The following is a 16,936-nucleotide window of genomic DNA, read 5'->3' as shown; positions in this document are numbered from 1 at the left end:
CAGCGTCCTTCAGGAACGCTGTAACCCGGTTACAGCCGAGAGCTCCTGATACTCGCGGGCACCGTAGGTCCGGAAGATCTCGCACGCCTCCGTGGTCATCCGTCGCCCGGACGGCACGTCGCCGAGCGCGTCGTGGACCTCCGCGAGCGTCCGCAGAGTCCGGGCCCGGAACAGTTCGGCGCGCAGGTCGGTCCACCGCTGGAGCGAGTCCTCCAGGCAGCCCTTCGCCTGGTACAACCGGCCTTCGGCGAGATGCACCTCCCCGACGACGCGAAGCGTGCACGCGTGGCCGAAGGCGTCGCCGAGTTCACGGCAGACCTCCAGCGCGTTCTCCGCCAGCCGCCGCGCCGCGACCGAGTCCCCGCGCCGCAGCAACGCCTTGGCCAGCGCGCGTTCGGAATAGGCGGCCAGCATCCGGTCCTCGGTGCCCTCGAACACCGCGAGCGCGGCACGCGCGAACTCTTCGGCTTCGGCCCACTCGCCGCGGGCCCGGTGGTACAGCGAAAGGCTGCGCAGCGTCAGTCCCTCGCCGCGCCGGGAGCCCGCCGCCGCGAACGACGCTCGTGCCTCGGTCAGCGCGGTCAGCGCTGCCGGGTATTCGCCCAGCTCCAGCCGTACCGTGCCGGCCAGCCGGTGGACGTGGCCCATCGCCCCCGGATCGTCCAGACCGGACCACATCCGCCCGGCCCGGTCCAGGAAGTGCACCGCCTCGGGCAGGTAGCCCTGCTCACGGCAGGCGGCGCCGAGCGCGGCGAGGGTGGCGGCCTCGCCGCGGACGTCACCGGCGGCGCGGAACATCGACAGCGCCTGGCTCAGATGCGCGCGGGACCGGGGGAAGTCGTCGTGTTCGTAGTACAGCTGCCCGAGCCCCGCCAGCAGAGTCGCCTCGCCCAAGGCGTTTTCGGTGCGGCGGGCGGCGGTGAGCGCCGCGTCGTGGGTGCGGCGCCAGGAGCCGAGCGAATCGTCGAGGACCCGGTTGTGCCCGCCGAACGCGGTGCCGCACAAGGCCGACGAGAGTTCGACCGCGATGTCGACCAGATCCAGTGCCGCCGCCAGTTCGACGGCGGTGGTCATCGCCTCCTCCTCGGCGCGGAACCATTCGTACGGCCTGGCCACGACCCGCCGGGCGATCTCCTCGTCGACGGGACGGCCCAGCCGGGAGATGCCCTGGATCGACGGCACGACCGGCGGCTGGGTCTCGTTGATCCGTTCGACCAGCCAGATCCAGGCACCGAGCACCCGCTCGACGGTGGCGGCCCGGTCCGCGGCGGGCTCCTCCTCGACGGCGCGTTCCAGCGCGAACAGGCGGACGAGGTCGTGCAGCCGGTAACGCATGAGCCCCAAGGGATCCACGCCGTCGACTTCGAGAAGCGACACGTCGACGAGGTCTTCGAGCACCTGCTCCGCGTCGTCCGGATCGGCCTGGATCGCCGCCGCCGCGACCCACGCGGGGAAATGCGCGAGGCCGAGCAAGCCCAGCCGTCGCAACGCGGTCCGCGCCGCCTTGGGCAGGAGCGTGTAGCTCAGGTTGATACTGGCCCGCACCTCCTGGTCGCCGACCACCAGTTCGTCGAGGCGGCGCTGTTCCTGGGCCAAGCGGTTCGCCAGCCGGGACAACGACCACTGCCGCCGGGACACCAGCCGCGCGCCGGCGACGCGGATCGCGAGCGGCAACTGCCCGCACAGCTCGGTGATCTCGGCGGCCGAAGCGGGCTCGGTGCTCGCGCGCTCGGCCCCGACGATGCGGGTGAGCAGGTCGAGCGCGGCGTCCGCGGGCAGCACCCCGAGTTCGAAGAAGGTCGCGCCCGCCAGCGCGGGAAGCCGGTTGCGCGACGTGACGATCACCGCGCATCCCGGGCCGCCGGGCAACAACGGCCGGACCTGCGCCTCGTTCGCGGCGTCGTCGAGCACGACGAGCGTGCGGGTGCCGGCGAGCACCGTCCGGTAGCGGGCGACCCGCTCGTCGAGTGAGCCGGGCGCCGGCGTCGCGGGATCGAAGTCGCGCAGGACGCGGCCGAGTACCTCTTCGGCGGTCGCCGGGCCGTCGGTGGAGCCGTGGAGTTCGAGGTGCAGCTGCCCGTCGGGGAAATGCTCGGCGATCTCGTGCGCGATCCGGTGGGCCAAGGTGGACTTGCCGACGCCGCCCGCGCCGGAGACGACGGCGACCGGCATCTCGCCGGGCCGCACCAAGGTCGCGCGCAGCGCCGCGAGTTCGAGCACCCGGCCGGTGAAATCGGGTGGCGGCGACGGCAGCTGCCGCGGGGTGCGGGAGGTGACGGCCGGGAGCAGGGCGGTGTCGGAGCGCAGGATCGACTCGTGCACCCGGCGCAGCTCCGGGCCGGGATCGATGCCCAGCTCGTCGGCCAGCACCTTCCGGCCGCGTTCGTAGGTTTCCAGCGCTTCGGCCTGCCGTCCGGACCGGTACAACGCGACCATGAGGCCGCCGCGCAGCCGCTCCCGCGTGGGATGCAGGGCGACCAGTTCGGTGAGTTCCGCGAGCAGCCGCGGCCCCTGCCCCGCCGCCAGGTCCGCGTCGACCCGCTCCTCCGTGACGGTCAGGCGCAGCTCGTCCAGCCTGGTGGCTTCGGCGCGCAGGAACGACTCCCCGATACCGCCGAGCGCGGGGCCCCGCCACAGGGCGAGGCCGGTGCGGAAGAGGTCCGCCGCCTCGGTGTGGTCGCCGCTCTGCGCGGCCAGCCGTCCCCGTTCCACCAGCTGCTCGAACATCCGCACGTCGAGGGCGTCCTCGGCGACGTCGGCGCGGTAGCCGTTCCGATCGGACACGATGACCTGCGGCAAGCCCGCCGCGTCGAACGCGCGGCGCAGTGTCGCGACATACGTCTGCACCACGGCGCGGGCGGTCGTGGGCGGCTCCTCGCCCCAGACCACACCGATCAGCCGTTCGGCGGGCACCGTCCGGCCGTAGCCCAGCAGCAGCGCGGCGAGCAGTGTGCGCGGCTTGACCCCCGGGAGCGTGATCGGCCCCGACGGGCCCGCCACCTCCATCGGCCCGAGCAGAGAAAACCTCATCCGTCCCTCCCCAGAGCGGATCCACCTACAGCGCGCCGCCTCGCTGTAGCCCGCGTTGAAGCGTGGCTACAGCGGCCTCCCGGAGCCTCTGTGCTGTCCACTCCACATCATGCTCAGGAAAGGTCGTCATGAACAGCTCCGGTTCTCCACGAGCGGTCCGGTTCGCCTCCGCGCTCATGGCCCTCGTGACACTTGTCGCAGGCTTGCTCACGTTCGGCACGCGAAACGAAGCGAGTGCGGCGTCCACAGTGGGCGGCTCCATCACCCGCGCCGAGATCATCGCCCGCGCCAAGTACTGGTACGACCGGGGCGACACCTGGTACAGCCAGGACCAGGCGGACGCGATCTCCGACGGCACCGGCGGGAAGTACCGGCCCGACTGTTCCGGTCTCGTCGCGATGGCCTGGCACCTGCCCAAGAAATCCGACGGCTGGGATCTCAACACCGGCGACTTCGAGTCCTATTCGCACAAGTCCTGGCTGCCGAGCCTGCACGATCTGCTGCCCGGTGACGCATTGCTCAAGAACGGTCACATCGAGCTGTTCGAGAAGTGGGTCGACCCCAAGAACCATTCGGCGGGCGCCTGGGTCTACTCGGAGAACGACTACGGCCAGAAGACCAACCACAACACCAACTCCTGGTCGGAGATGACCACCTACCGCGGCATCCGCTACGACAAGGTCATCGAAAAGTCCCTCGACGGCGGCGACTTCGACGGCAACGGCGCGGGTGACATCTACGCGACCGGAACCGGCACGCTGACGATCTGGAACGGCAAGGGCAACAACAACTTCGACACCGCCGACCCGGTCGGCGGCGGCTGGGAAGGCTTCACCCGGCCCGCGGCCGGTGACTTCAACAAGGACGGCAAAACCGACCTCGCCGCGGTGAAGAACGGCACGCTGTACGTCTGGAACGGCAAGGGCGGCAACAAATTCGGCGCCGCCGACGCCGTGGGCAGCGGCTGGGAACCCTTCAGCGCGCCAGTCGCCGGAGACTTCAACAACGACGGCATCAGCGACCTCTCCGCGGTCAAGGACGGCACGCTCTACATCTGGAACGGCAAGGGCGGCAACCACTTCACCCCCGCCGACGCCGTCGGCGGCGGCTGGGAACCCTTCACCGCACCCATCGCCGGAGACTTCAACAACGACGGCAAAACCGACCTCGCCGCCATCCGCGACAGCAACACCCTCTACATCTGGAACGGCAAAGGTGGCAACAAGTTCGGCGCCGCCGACGCCATTGGTGGAGGCTGGGGCGACTACCAGGCCACCCTCATGTCACTCGGAGACGTCAACAAGGACGGCCACTCCGACATCGGCGCCATCAACAAGACCAGTGGCACGCTGTACCTCTGGAACGGCAAGGGCGGCAACAAATTCGGTGCGGCCGACGCCCTCGGCGGCGGCTGGCTCCCCCACTTCTGACCGGTTCCGTCCCCACCCCACGACCTTGGAGGTCGAGCAGTGTCGAAGAACTTCACCCGCCGTGCGACCACGGCAGCTCTGACCGTCTTCGCGATCACCGCCCTGTCCCCCGTCGCGCACGCCGAAGAGGAACCGGCCGGCTTGGTGACCACCGCCTACGCGACGGCCCCGTGCGACCGCTCGGGCACGACCAGCGGCGACGCCGCCCTGGCCACGCAGCTCAACGGCACCCTGACCGCGAAGATGCGGGGATACCTGACCGCGTACCGGATGTCGTGCGCCCGCATGGTCGTCGACGCCGTCCGCGATCGCGGGCTGAACCAGAGAGCCGCGGCCATCGCCATCGCCACGGTGATCGTCGAGACGAGTCTCCAGAACATCAGCGAAGAGGTCGATCACGACAGTCTCGGCCTGTTCCAGCAACGCGCGTCCTGGGGCAGCGCGACGAACCGGCTCAACCCCGTCTGGGCCACCAACGCCTTCCTCGACAAGATGGTGCGCGTGTACCCGAACGGTTCCTGGAACTCGGCGCCGATCGGCGAGGTGTGCCAGGCGGTGCAGGTCTCGGCCTATCCGGACCGCTACCAGACCGAGGCCGGGGACGCGCAGAAGATCGTCAGCGCACTGTGGCAGCGCTCGACCACGGACGGCGGTGACTTCGACGGCAACGGCGTCGGCGACATCTACGCGACCGGCACGGGCACGCTGACGATCTGGAACGGCAAGGGCAACAACAACTTCGGCACCGCCGACCCGGTCGGCGGCGGCTGGGAAGGCTTCACCCGGCCCGCCGCGGGAGACTTCAACAAGGACGGCAAAACCGACCTCGCCGCCGTCAAGAACGGCACCCTCTACGTCTGGAACGGCAAGGGCGGCAACAAGTTCGGCACCGCCGACGCCGTTGGCAGCGGCTGGGAACCCTTCAGCGCGCCAGTCGCCGGAGACTTCAACAACGACGGCATCAGCGACCTGTCGGCCGTCAAGGACGGCACGCTCTACATCTGGAACGGCAAGGGCGGCAACCACTTCACCCCCGCCGACGCCGTCGGTGGCGGCTGGGAACCCTTCACCGCACCCGTGGCGGGCGACTTCAACAACGACGGCAAGACCGATCTGGCGGCGGTGCGGGACGGCAACACCCTCTACATCTGGAACGGCAAGGGCGGCAACAAGTTCGGCGCCGCCGACGCCATTGGTGGAGGCTGGGGCGACTACCAGGCCACCCTCATGTCACTCGGAGACGTCAACAAGGACGGCCACTCCGACATCGGCGCCATCAACAAGACCACCGGCACCCTGTACCTCTGGAACGGCAAGGGCGGCAACAAATTCGGTCCCGCCGACGCCCTCGGCGGCGGGTGGCTTCCGCACTTCTGAAGCGGTCAGCGGAGGAACGGTTCGTAGCGTCGTTGCCGGCGCAGCGACTCGATCTGCCGCGTGGTGTCGAGCGAGACACTGACCAGGAAGACGAGCACCACCTGCAGGGTCACCCCGGCGACGAACAGCGTCGCCGGGGTGACGCCCAGCAGGGCCGAACCTGCGACCGGGATCAGCGCGACCACTCCCAAGCTGAACGCTCCGAAGGCGATGATCCGGCGGTTCACGTAGTCGAGGTATTCGGCGGTCCAGTTCCCCGGCCGGATCCCGGGGACGAAACCACCCACGCGCACCAGCTCACCCGCCACCTTGCCCATGTCCAGCGCCACGGCGGCCCTGGCGAAGGCGAAGAGGCAGACGAGGACGAAGTAGACCGCGATCCACCAGGGATCTCCCAGATCGAAGGGAAGCACCCACAGCAGGACCGCAGCGAGGACGGCCGGAGTGTTCGCCTGGGGGAAGCGAAGGGGAATGTAGGACGGAGTGCCGCCGAAAGCGCGCCTGCCGATCATCCTCTTGGCGTACTGAACCGGGACGCGGCGCTGCCCCTGCGCGACGACGATCGTGATCACGGTGATCGACAGCGTCACCATGGCCATGACCACGACAGCCGCCCAGCCCGTCCTTTCGTACAGGCTCAGGAACTCCGGCGGCAGCACCGCCAGGACCTGCGCGAGCAGCAGGATCCGGACGCCGTCGCCGAAGCCCCGGTCGGTGATCAGCTCGGTCAGCCGCAGGACCAGTGCGGTGCCCGCCGTCAGGCACGCCACCGTCACGGCTCCGTCCAGGACGTCCTGTCCTCGGGACAAGACCAGGCCGACGGCACCCAGCAGGCCGAGCACGACGACGAGCCGTCGCCGGTACCGCGTCAGCACCCTGGCTCCGGCTTCACCTTCCGCCCGGAGCGCCGCCAGTCGCGGGATCAGGACGATCAGCGCTCGCAGGACGAACGGGGCGACCAGGCAGGGCAGGACACCGAATCCGAAAACCGTGGCCAGGTCTCCGCCGGTGAGGAGGTCGAGGATCCACCGCAGCGGGTGATCACCTATCGGCGCGCGGACGGTCACCTGGGGCGTGGGCAGGCTCTGGCCCAGCCGGAACAGCCCGATCACGCCCAACGTGACCAGGATCCGGCGGCGGAGCGAGGTTCGGTCGTTCATCGTGGCTCACGTTAGGAACCACCGATGAAATTCCGATGACACCGTCCGTCACAGCAGCGGCGCCCTCGACAAGGCTTCCCGGAGCTTGCCGAGCACCTCGTCGGCCGTGCCCTCCGCGGTGCACCCGGCCGCCTGGCGATGTCCTCCGCCGCCCAGCTCCCCGGCCGCGGCCGACACGTCGACGCCGCCCGCCGAACGGAGCGAGACCGTCCACCGGCGCCGCGGTCCGATCGGCTCGGCCTCCTTGAGCACCACGGCGACCCCGGCCTCGCGAATGGACCGGACGACGTCGATGACCGCTTCGACCTCCTCGGCACGGACGGACCGCGCGGCGTCGAGCGTCACGACCGCGTACGCGAGGCCGAAGCCGCGAGCCTCGTCCGGTTCGAGCCGGGCGCCCGCGAGGACGTCCGAAAGCATCGGCAGCCACGCGAACGGGTGGTCGTCGACGATCTCGCGGACCACCTTGTCCGGGTCGACCCCGGCTTCGAGCAGCTTCGCGGCCATCAGATGGGTGGAGGGCCGCGCCCGGCGGAACCCGCTCGTGTCGGTGACGAGCCCCGCGTACAGGCAGCGCGCGATCGGCTCGTCGAGCTCGGTGCCGAGCTCCTCCAGCAACGCGAAGACGAGGACGGCGGTGGCTTCGGCGGTGTCGTCGACGACGTGGTGCGTGCCGTAGAAGACGTTGGACGCGTGGTGGTCGATCACCAGGACGTCGCCGCCCGCCGCGCGGACGGCGTCCACCCGCTGCGCGAGTTTCCCGAGCCTGCCCGGAGTGGGCGTGTCGAGCGCGACCAGCAGCCGTTCACTCTCCGGCAGCTCGCTCGCGGGGACGTAGAGCCCGCCGGCGTCCAGGCTCCGCAGGGTTTCGGGCATCTCCTCGGGCTCGCCGACGGAGACGCGGACCTTGACGCCGCGCAGCTGAAGTGCCCGCCCCAGCGCCAGCGCGCTGCCGAGCGCGTCGGCGTCCGGGCGGACATGGCCGAGCAGGGTCACGTCGGTGGCGCGCGCCAGGAGGGCGGCGGCTTCCTTCAGGTTCGGCACTGGAGTGGCTGTCACAATCAGTCAAGCTACGCTCTACCGGATGTCCGAGTACGCGATCCTGGTCTACCCGTCCGCCAACCGGGTCTACACCGACTCCACCCCGGCCCTCCTGCGCGCGGAACTGGCGGTGTTCGGTCTGTCCGCATTGGAGACCGAGATCTCCGAGATCGGCGAAACGGAACTCGGCGGCGTCGGCTACCTCACCTTCACCACGCCCGCCCCGCTGAGCGAACGCGATCTCGCGCTCCTTTCGAACCTTTCGGCGCTGTACGCGCTGTTCGAACTCGGCGACGGTGTCCTGAAGCCGGTGACGATCAGCCCGCTCGCGAAGTTCGACTCGGATCTGCTGACCATCCAGAAGTACCCGGGCAAGACGAACGAGCTGTTCACCAAACTCCTCGTCAACGTCACCCTCCTGTCGACGGCGAACCCGGCCGCGATGCTGGACAAGCCGCTGCACCTGCTCGATCCGCTGTGCGGCCGCGGCACCACGCTGAACCAGGCGATGATGTACGGCTTCGACGCCACCGGTCTCGACGTGGACGGCAAGGACTTCGACTCCTACGAGATGTTCATCAAGACCTGGCTGAAGCAGAAGCGGATCAAGCACAGCGCCGAATCCGGTCAGGTACGCCGCAACAAGGTCCGGCTCGGCAGGCGGCTCGACATCGGCTTCGGGATCACCAAGGAGCAGTACAAGGCGGGCGAGGTCCGCAAGCTGAGCTACCTCAACTGCGACACGCTCACCACCGACGAACTGCTGCGGCCGAACTCGGTGGACCTCATCGTCACCGACGCCCCGTACGGCGTGCAGCACGGCAGCCACCGCACCCAGGACGCGTCGCTCGCGCGCAGCCCGCGCGACCTGCTCGCGGCCGCGGTCCCGGTGTGGACGCGGGTGCTGCGCCCTGGCGGCGCGCTCGGCATCTCGTGGAACACCAACGTCGCGCCGCGCGAGGAACTCGCCGCGATCCTGGACAAAGCGGGCCTGGAGGTCCGTGAGGACGGCCCGTACGCCGGATTCGCCCACCGGGTGGACCAGGCGATCGTGCGGGATCTGATCGTCGCGGCCAAACCCGCCTGACCGGCTCGTGACCGGCGAGACTTCCAGCATCTGGAACCGGCACCGGCTTCGTTGACCGGAACGGGCACCTCTTCCTAAAGTCGGCTCAGCGAGAAGGAAAGCGGCGATCAATGCCGCGCCTGGAGTGTTTCCTTTTCGACCTTTCCGCTTTTCGGCGATTCGTGCTGCCCATTTCCCGCGAGACAGGTGTCTTATGACCAGTGATCTGGACGCGCCACCGGCGCCGCCGCCGGCACCTGCCCGGCCGGAGGAAGGACTGAAGATCGTGCCCGCGCGGCGGCCGCTGACCTGGCTGGCCGCCGCGGTGGTCGCCGTCCTGGTGGCCATGGCGGGGCACGCTCTGGTGACCAACGAGGCGTGGGAATGGCAGGTCGTCGCCGACTACGTGTTCGCCGACGCCGTTGTCTCCTCGGTCGTCCTGACGGTAGAATTGACGGTGTTCGGCGTGGTCGCGGGATTCGTGCTGGGCACGGTTCTCGCGCTCATGCGCATTTCCCGGAATCCGCTCCTGCGTTCGGTCAGCTGGACCTACACGTGGATCTTCCGCTCGGTGCCGCTCATTCTCCAGCTGCTTTTCTGGTACAACCTCGCCATTCTCTACAACCAGCTTTCCTTCGGCGTCCCGTTCGGCCCGTCGTTCGTCTCGTTCGACACGATGAGCCTGATCCCGCCGTTCCTCGCGGCCGGGCTCGGTCTCGGCCTGCACCAGGCCGCCTATTCCGGGGAGATCGTGCGCGCCGGTTTCCTCGCGGTCGATCAGGGGCAGCGAGAAGCCGCCGCGGCGCTGGGCATCCCGGCGAGCAGGCAGTTCCGCAGGATCGTGCTGCCGCAGGCGATGCGCTCGATCGTGCCGAACGCGGCCAACGAGATCATCGGCATGGTCAAGAACACCTCGCAGGTGTACGTGATGGCACTGCCGGAACTCTTCTACCAGGTCCAGGTGATCTACAGCCGCAACGGCCGGGTGATCCCGCTGCTGCTGGTGGCCACCGCCTGGTACCTGCTGCTCACCACGCTCCTTTCGGTGGCGCAGTTCTACGTCGAACGCCATTACGCCAAGGGGGCTCTGCGCACCGTCCCGCCCACTCCCCTGCAGCAGGCCCGCGCCGGCCTCGCCAAACTGAAGGCGGCCCGATGAGCGAAGAGTTCGAGGTGGACGTCCGCGGCGTGCACAAGGCCTTCGGCGCGCTGACCGTGCTCGACGGGGTCGACCTCCAGGTCCGGCCCGGCGAGGTGACCGTGGTGCTGGGCCCCTCCGGCTCCGGTAAGTCGACGCTGCTCCGGCTGATCAACCATCTCGACCGCGCCGACCGCGGCTTCATCAGCGTCGGCGGTGAACTGATGGGGTACCGGCGTTCGGGTGACCGGCTGCACGAACTGCGCGAACGCGAGATCCTCAAGCAGCGCACGCGGATCGGGTTCGTGTTCCAGAACTTCAACCTGTTCGGTCATCTCACGGCGCTGGAGAACGTCGTCGAGGCACCGATTTCGGCGCAGCGCCGGTCCCGCGCGGAGGCGACGGACCACGCTCGGGAACTGCTCACGCTGGTCGGGCTCGCGGACAAGGCGGACGCCTATCCGCGGCAGCTTTCCGGCGGGCAGCAGCAACGGGTCGCGATCGCCCGCGCGCTCGCGGTGCGGCCCGAGGTCCTGCTGTTCGACGAACCGACGTCCGCGCTCGACCCGGAACTGGTCGGCGAAGTGCTCGACGTGATCAAGAAACTCGCCCGCGACGGCACCACCATGATCGTCGTCACCCACGAGATCGGCTTCGCCAGGGAAGTGGCCGACACCGTGGTGTTCCTGGACGCCGGCCGCGTCGTCGAACAGGGCCCGCCCGCACAGATCCTCGACACGCCAGAGCATCCCCGCACCCGGGCGTTCCTCGAAAAGGTCCTTTAAGGAGTACCACCGTGAGAAAACTCTTGACCCCGATCCTGTTACTGGCCACGGTCGCGCTGACCGCGTGCGGGACGACCGAGGCCGCCGCCCCCGCCGCGCCGCGACCCGGGACCGAAGGGATCAACATCACCGCACAGCAGAACCGGATCCGGGCGCAGAAGGTCGATGCCATCGCGAATCTGGTGCCGAAAGCGGTACGCGACAGCGGGAAACTGACCGTCGGCACCACCGGCAACGGCACTCCCCCGCTGTCGTTCCGCGCCGACGACGACAAGACGGTGATCGGCGTCGAGACCGACATCGCACAACTGGTCGCGGACGTGCTGGGGCTGGAACTCGACCTCCAGGCGACGTCCTGGGAGAACCTGTTCCTCTCGGTGGAGACCGGGCAGTACGCGGCCGGGTTCTCCAACATCACGGTGACCGAGGAACGCAAGGACAAGTACGACTTCGCCACCTACCGCAAGGACACCATCGCCTTCGAGGTCAAGAAGAACCGCGATGTCACCGTGAAGGAGCCCAAGGACATCGCCGGGCTCAAGGTGGGGGTCGGCTCCGGGACCAACCAGGAGCAGATCCTGGTGCGCTGGGACGAGCAGAACAAGGCGGCGGGCCTGAAACCGGTGGAGTTCCAGTACTTCCAGAACACCACCGACTACTACCTGGCATTGCAGTCCGGCCGGATCGACGCCTACACGGGCCCCAACCCGACGGCCGCGTACCACGTCGCCGTGGACGGGCAGACCAAGATCGTCGGCACGGTCTCCGGCGGCGGGCAGATCCCGGCCGACATCGCGGCGATGACCAAGAAGGGCAACGGGCTCGCCGAGCCGCTGCGCCAAGCGATCCAGTCCGTGCTCAAGAACGGCCAGTACGCCGAGGTGCTCAAGCGCTGGAATCTGGGGAACGAGGCCGTCGAAGCGTCGCAGGTCAACCCGCAGGGCCTCCCGCGCAAGTAGTCACCTGGCCCCGGGGCGTGCAATGAAAGGTCCTTTCCTTGCAAATTTCGCAAGGAAAGGACCTTTCATTGCACGCGAGGTGTTCCTGCACCCGTCAGGTGAGGCGTTCCCCCACGAATTTCAGCACGTCGGGCATGATCTCGCGCCAGTAGTCGTCGTTGTGCGCGCCAGGCGACATCTTCGCGACGGCCGGGTCCAGGGCCTTGATGAGTTTCCGGTCGGCACGGGCGAAGGGATCCGAATTCCCGCACCACACCCCGGTCGACTCGGCGGAAAGGTCGCCGGTGTGCAGCAGCGGCTCGTGCGATTCCCACTGCGCGCGATCCGCGAAGACCTTGCGGGACTTGGCATCGGGCCAGCTCACGAACAGTGCCGCGCTGGCGACGGCGACGGCTTTGAGGTTCTTGTGGTCGCGGGCGTAGCGCAGCGCGCCGAATCCGCCCATCGAGATCCCGAACATCGCCGACGGCGGCCGCAGCTGGCGCTGGGCGAGCCAGCCGGGCAGCTCGTCGGACAGCATCCGCTGCGGGTCGTCGGCCTTGCCGACGTCCACCCAGTAGTTGTCCCCGTCGACGGCGGCCACCGCGAAGCCGGGCAATCCGGTCGCGACGGCCCGGTTCAGCGCGTCCTGCACGCCCAGGTTCAGGAAGGTCCGGGCGTCCGCGCCGCGTCCGTGCAGGGCGACGCAGACCGGCATCCCGACCCGGGACACGCCGTCGGGCGCGATGATGACGAGGTTGACGTCGCGGTTCCGTGCCGCCGACCGCATCTTCTGCACCGTGACCGCTTCGGTGAGCGGCGTCGGTGTGGTCGGTGGGGCCACCGGCGGCGGCCCCACCAGGGGCGGCTTCTCGGCGCCGCAAGCGGAAATCAGCGCCGAGCCGCCGAGAGCCGCGGCTCCCAGCAGGAGACCGCGCCGGCTCACGGCGTGGTCCGGTCCCTCAGCGACGGGTCTCCTCGTCGGCGAACTCATCGTCTTCGGCCTCTTCCCGCGGCGGCTTGTACGGGTCGGCTTCGCCGGCGTGCTGCGCCCCAGTGGCCCGCCGGGCGACCTCCGCATCGGCTTCCCGCGCCTTCGCGAGAAGGTCTTCGATGCGCTTGGCGTCCTCAGGAATACTGTCGGCCACGAAGGCCAGCGTCGGAGTGTAGCGGACTCCGGTGCCCTGTCCGACCTTCGTGCGCAGCACACCGCGGGCGGATTCGAGCGCCGCCGCGGCACCGGCGTGATCGGGCGTGGACTCCAGGTTCTCGCCGAGCACCGTGTAGTAGACCGTGGCGTCGTGCAGATCCGCCGTGATCTTCGTGTCGGTGATCGTCACGTAATTGAGCCGCGGATCCTTGATGTCGTGCTCGATCGCGTGCGCGACGATCTGTGAGATCCGCTTGGCGAGCTTACGAGCCCGAGCGGGGTCGGCCATGGGATTTCGTCTCCTTGAAAAATTCGTCAGTCATCCGGGCCGAGCAGCCGGCGGTGGCTGGAGAGCAGTTCGAACTCCGGCCTGCCCGCCACGAGGCGCTCACACGAGTCGAGCACGTCTCGAACGTGCTCGCCACTCGCCGCGACCACGGCCACACCGATCAGCGCGCGCCGGTGCAGGTCTTGATGGCCCGCTTCGGCGACGGAGACGTCGAAACGTCTGCGCACCTCGGCCAGCACCGGCTTGATCACGGATCGCTTCTGCTTGAGCGAGTGGACGTCGCCCAGCAGGATGTCGAGCTCAAGGGCTCCTACGAACATATGGGTTCTGGGTTGTGTGGAAGGTGAAGCGGCGCTCCCCCGCCCAGATGCGGAGGAGCGCCGCCCGTGTCACTTACGCACGCGGCTTTTCGCGCTGCTCGTAGGTCTCGATGATGTCGCCGACCTTGAGGTCGCTGTACGACCCCAGCGTCAGACCACACTCGTACCCGTCGCGAACCTCGACCACGTCGTCCTTGAACCGCCGCAGCGAGCTGATCGGCAGGTTCTCGGCGATGACGGTCGCGTCGCGGAGCAGACGGGCCCGCGCGTTGCGGCGGATCTCGCCCGAGACGACGAGACAACCGGCGATGGTGCCGATCTTCGACGACTTGAAGACGTCGCGGATCTCCGCCTTGCCGAGCTCGACCTCTTCGTACTCCGGCTTGAGCATGCCCTTCAGAGCCTGCTCGATCTCCTCGATCGCCTGGTAGATGACCGTGTAGTACCGGACGTCGACGCCTTCGCGGGTGGCCCGCTCGGTCGCCTTGCCCTGCGCACGGACGTTGAAGCCCAGGACGATCGCGTCGGACGCGGTCGCCAGGTCGATGTCGGACTCGGTGACGCCACCGACACCGCGGTGCACGACGTTGAGTTCGACGTCGTCGCCGACCTCGAGCTGCACCAGCGAGGCTTCGAGCGCCTCGACGGTACCGGAGTTGTCACCCTTGATGATCAGGTTGAGGCTGTTCGTCTCCTTCAAGGCGGAGTCGAGGTCCTCGAGGCTGACCCGCTTGCGACGCGACGCGTTGAGGGCGTTGCGCGTCCGGGCGGAGCGGCGCTCGGCGATCTGCCGGGCGACGCGGTCCTCGTCGACCACCAGGAAGGTGTCGCCCGCACCCGGCACCGAGGTGAACCCGATGACCTGGACGGGACGCGACGGGTACGCCTCGGTGACGTCGACGTTGTGCTCGTCGACCATCCGGCGGACGCGGCCGTAGGCGTCACCCGCCACGACCGAGTCACCGACGCGCAGCGTGCCTCGCTGGACCAGCACCGTGGCCACCGGACCGCGGCCGCGGTCGAGGTGGGCCTCGATCGCGACACCCTGGGCCTCCATGTCCGGGTTGGCCCGGAGGTCCAGCGCGGCGTCGGCGGTCAGCAGGATCGCCTCGAGCAGGCCGTCGATGTTGATGTTCTGCCGCGCGGAGATCTCGACGAACATCGTGTCGCCGCCGTACTCCTCGGCGACCAGACCGTACTCGGTCAGCTGCTGCCGGATCTTGTCCGGGTTCGCGCCTTCCTTGTCGATCTTGTTGATCGCGACCACGATCGGCGCCTTGGCGGCCTGCGCGTGGTTGATCGCCTCGACCGTCTGCGGCATCACACCGTCGTCGGCCGCCACCACGATCACCGCGATGTCGGTCGAGTTGGCACCACGGGCACGCATGGCGGTGAACGCCTCGTGACCCGGGGTGTCGATGAAGGTGATCAGGCGCGGGTTGCCTTCGAGCTCGGTCTCGATCTGGTAGGCGCCGATGTGCTGGGTGATGCCACCGGCTTCACCTTCGCGCACCTTCGTCTTGCGGATCGTGTCGAGCAGGCGGGTCTTACCGTGGTCGACGTGACCCATGATGGTCACGACCGGCGGACGGACCTGCAGATCCTCTTCCTCACCCGCGTCTTCGCCGTAGGTGATGTCGAAGGTCTCGAGCAGCTCCCGGTCCTCTTCCTCGGGACTGACGACCTGAACGTTGTAGTTCATTTCGCCGCCGAGCAGTTCCAGGATGTCGTCGGACACCGACTGCGTCGCCGTGACCATCTCACCGAGGTGGAAGAGCACCTGCACCAGCGAAGCCGGGTTGGCGTCGATCTTCTCGGCGAAGTCGGTCAGCGAGGCACCACGCGGCAGACGGATCGTCTCGCCCTGCCCCTTGGGCAGACGGACGCCGCCGACGCTGGGCGCCTGCATGTTGTCCATGTACTCCTGGCGCTTCTGCCGCTTCGACTTGCGGCCCTTGCGCGAGGGGCCACCGGGACGCCCGAAGGCACCCGCGGTACCGCCGCGGCCACCGGGGCCGCCACGACCGCCGCCGCCACCGCGGAAGCCGCCGCCACCGGCCGGGGCGCCGCCCCCACCGGGACCGCCGCCACCGGGACGGAAACCGCCGCCACCGCCACCGCCGGGACGGAAGCCGCCACCGCCGCCACCGCCACCGGGACCACCGCGGAAACCTCCGCCGCCGCCACCGGGACCGCCACGAGCGCCGCCACCGGGACCACCGCGGGCTCCGCCACCGGGACCACCACGACCGCCACCGGGACCACCGGCCGGACGGGCCGGGCGGCCCGGCATCATGCCGGGGTTCGGCCGCGGGGGCATGTTGCCCGGGCTCGGCCGGTTACCACCGGGCGCGCCGCCACCGGGACGGGGAGCCGGACGGTCGCCGCCCTGGCCGCCACCGGGACGCGGCGGACGGTTGTCGCCGCCCTGCTGGTTTCCGCCACCGGGACGGGGGCCGGACGGACGCGGGGCCGGGGAACCGGAACCCACACCGAACGGGTTGTTGCCGACGCGCGGGGTGCGCGGGCCGGGCTTCGGACCGCCGGGCTTGGGGCCCTGCGGCTTGGGCGGCACGACCGAACCCTGCGACGGCGTCTGGGACGCCGGCGGGGTGGCCGGTGCTGCCGGGGTCTCCTTCTTCGGCTCGGCCGGAGCGGCCTTCGCCGCCGGAGCGACCTCTTCCTTGGGCGCCGGCGGCCGGGGGCCGGGGCGCGGACCCGGGCGGACACCCGGGGTGGAGGGGCGAGACGGCTGCTGGGCCGGAGCCGGAGCCGACGGGGCCGGGGCGGACGCCGCGGGGGCGGCCGGGGCCTCGGTCTTCGCCGCGGGCGCGGGCTGAGCGGGCTTCGCGGCCGGAGCCGGGGCAGCGGGCTTCGCCGGCGGGCGCGGGCCGGGAGTCGGGACGGGCTTCTTGCTCTGGCCGTCCTTGGACGAATAAGCGTCACGAAGACGTCGGGCCACGGGTGCCTCGACGGTCGACGACGCGGACTTCACGAACTCGCCCTGATCCTTCAACTTGGCGAGAACTTCCTTGCTGGTGATGCCGAGCTCTTTCGCGAGCTCATGTACTCGGGCCTTGCCTGGCACAGCTCTCCTCATCTGGGGAGGCCGGCGGCAGACCCGCAGACCTCGTCCTATTGTCGCGCGTTCATTGATTCAGCTTCACGGCTGACTCATGACGGGTCGACCTGCTTCCTGATTCCATCCGGCA

13 protein-coding genes are annotated in these 16,936 nt (G+C 69.3%); 6 read left to right on the top strand and 7 right to left on the bottom strand.

Going from position 1 to position 16,936, the window contains the following annotated elements:
• Positions 1-9 precede the first annotated feature (9 nt).
• Entirely contained in the window at positions 10-3,030 is a 3,021-nt protein-coding gene (locus ACIBTM_RS40035) for a BTAD domain-containing putative transcriptional regulator (RefSeq protein ID WP_395882349.1), read from the bottom strand.
• Positions 3,031-3,158: 128 nt separating this feature from the next.
• On the opposite strand from ACIBTM_RS40035, the gene ACIBTM_RS40030 reads away from it, so the two are divergent.
• A complete protein-coding gene (locus ACIBTM_RS40030; protein WP_395882348.1) occupies positions 3,159-4,460 on the top strand; it encodes an FG-GAP repeat domain-containing protein in 1,302 nt (433 codons plus the stop codon).
• 39 nt (positions 4,461-4,499) lie between these two features.
• Positions 4,500-5,837, top strand: a complete 1,338-nt coding sequence (locus ACIBTM_RS40025) for an FG-GAP repeat domain-containing protein (RefSeq protein WP_395882347.1) — start codon at positions 4,500-4,502, stop codon at positions 5,835-5,837.
• 5 nt (positions 5,838-5,842) lie between these two features.
• On the opposite strand, the gene ACIBTM_RS40020 is transcribed toward ACIBTM_RS40025, so the two are convergent.
• Together ACIBTM_RS40020 and ACIBTM_RS40015 are read right to left on the bottom strand one after the other, a co-directional pair.
• A complete protein-coding gene (locus tag ACIBTM_RS40020; RefSeq protein ID WP_395882346.1) occupies positions 5,843-6,997 on the bottom strand; it encodes a preprotein translocase subunit SecY in 1,155 nt (384 codons plus the stop codon).
• A 48-nt stretch (positions 6,998-7,045) separates the two neighbouring features.
• The gene (locus ACIBTM_RS40015; RefSeq protein WP_395882379.1) at positions 7,046-8,041 is read right to left on the bottom strand and encodes a bifunctional oligoribonuclease/PAP phosphatase NrnA; all 996 of its coding nucleotides are present in this window, start codon (positions 8,039-8,041) and stop codon (positions 7,046-7,048) included.
• 40 nt (positions 8,042-8,081) lie between these two features.
• Here ACIBTM_RS40015 and ACIBTM_RS40010 point away from each other — a divergent pair, with 40 nt between their 5' ends.
• The 4 genes from ACIBTM_RS40010 (at position 8,082) to ACIBTM_RS39995 (ending at position 11,986) form a co-directional block, all read left to right on the top strand.
• Entirely contained in the window at positions 8,082-9,125 is a 1,044-nt protein-coding gene (locus ACIBTM_RS40010) for a TRM11 family SAM-dependent methyltransferase (protein ID WP_395882345.1), read from the top strand.
• 193 nt (positions 9,126-9,318) lie between these two features.
• Positions 9,319-10,263 carry an amino acid ABC transporter permease gene (locus tag ACIBTM_RS40005; RefSeq protein WP_395882344.1) on the top strand — a complete coding sequence of 315 codons (945 nt, stop codon included), beginning with the start codon at positions 9,319-9,321 and terminating at the stop codon, positions 10,261-10,263.
• Positions 10,260-11,027, top strand: coding sequence for an amino acid ABC transporter ATP-binding protein (locus ACIBTM_RS40000; RefSeq protein ID WP_395882343.1), 768 nt, complete (start codon positions 10,260-10,262; stop codon positions 11,025-11,027). Before ACIBTM_RS40005 ends, ACIBTM_RS40000 begins: the two co-directional genes overlap by 4 nt.
• An 11-nt stretch (positions 11,028-11,038) precedes the next feature.
• Positions 11,039-11,986, top strand: coding sequence for an ABC transporter substrate-binding protein (locus tag ACIBTM_RS39995; protein ID WP_395882342.1), 948 nt, complete (start codon positions 11,039-11,041; stop codon positions 11,984-11,986).
• A gap of 94 nt (positions 11,987-12,080) precedes the next feature.
• Here the strand turns inward: ACIBTM_RS39995 and ACIBTM_RS39990 are convergent, their stop codons facing one another.
• From ACIBTM_RS39990 to infB, 4 genes are all read right to left on the bottom strand, one after another.
• A complete protein-coding gene (locus ACIBTM_RS39990) occupies positions 12,081-12,911 on the bottom strand; it encodes an alpha/beta hydrolase (protein WP_395882341.1) in 831 nt (276 codons plus the stop codon).
• 16 nt (positions 12,912-12,927) lie between these two features.
• On the bottom strand, positions 12,928-13,404 hold the full coding sequence (gene rbfA, locus ACIBTM_RS39985) for a 30S ribosome-binding factor RbfA (RefSeq protein WP_016332603.1): 477 nt from the start codon (positions 13,402-13,404) through the stop codon (positions 12,928-12,930).
• Positions 13,405-13,430: 26 nt separating this feature from the next.
• Positions 13,431-13,724 carry a DUF503 domain-containing protein gene (locus tag ACIBTM_RS39980; RefSeq protein WP_016332602.1) on the bottom strand — a complete coding sequence of 98 codons (294 nt, stop codon included), beginning with the start codon at positions 13,722-13,724 and terminating at the stop codon, positions 13,431-13,433.
• A gap of 73 nt (positions 13,725-13,797) precedes the next feature.
• Positions 13,798-16,812: a translation initiation factor IF-2 gene (gene infB / locus ACIBTM_RS39975; RefSeq protein WP_395882340.1), complete on the bottom strand. Its 3,015-nt coding sequence runs from the start codon at positions 16,810-16,812 to the stop codon at positions 13,798-13,800.
• Between the last annotated feature and the right edge of the window lie 124 nt (positions 16,813-16,936).

It is taken from the genome of Amycolatopsis sp. NPDC049868 (assembly GCF_044461365.1).
GTDB lineage: Bacteria > Actinomycetota > Actinomycetes > Mycobacteriales > Pseudonocardiaceae > Amycolatopsis.
This window is presented reverse-complemented; position numbering and strand designations above follow the sequence as displayed.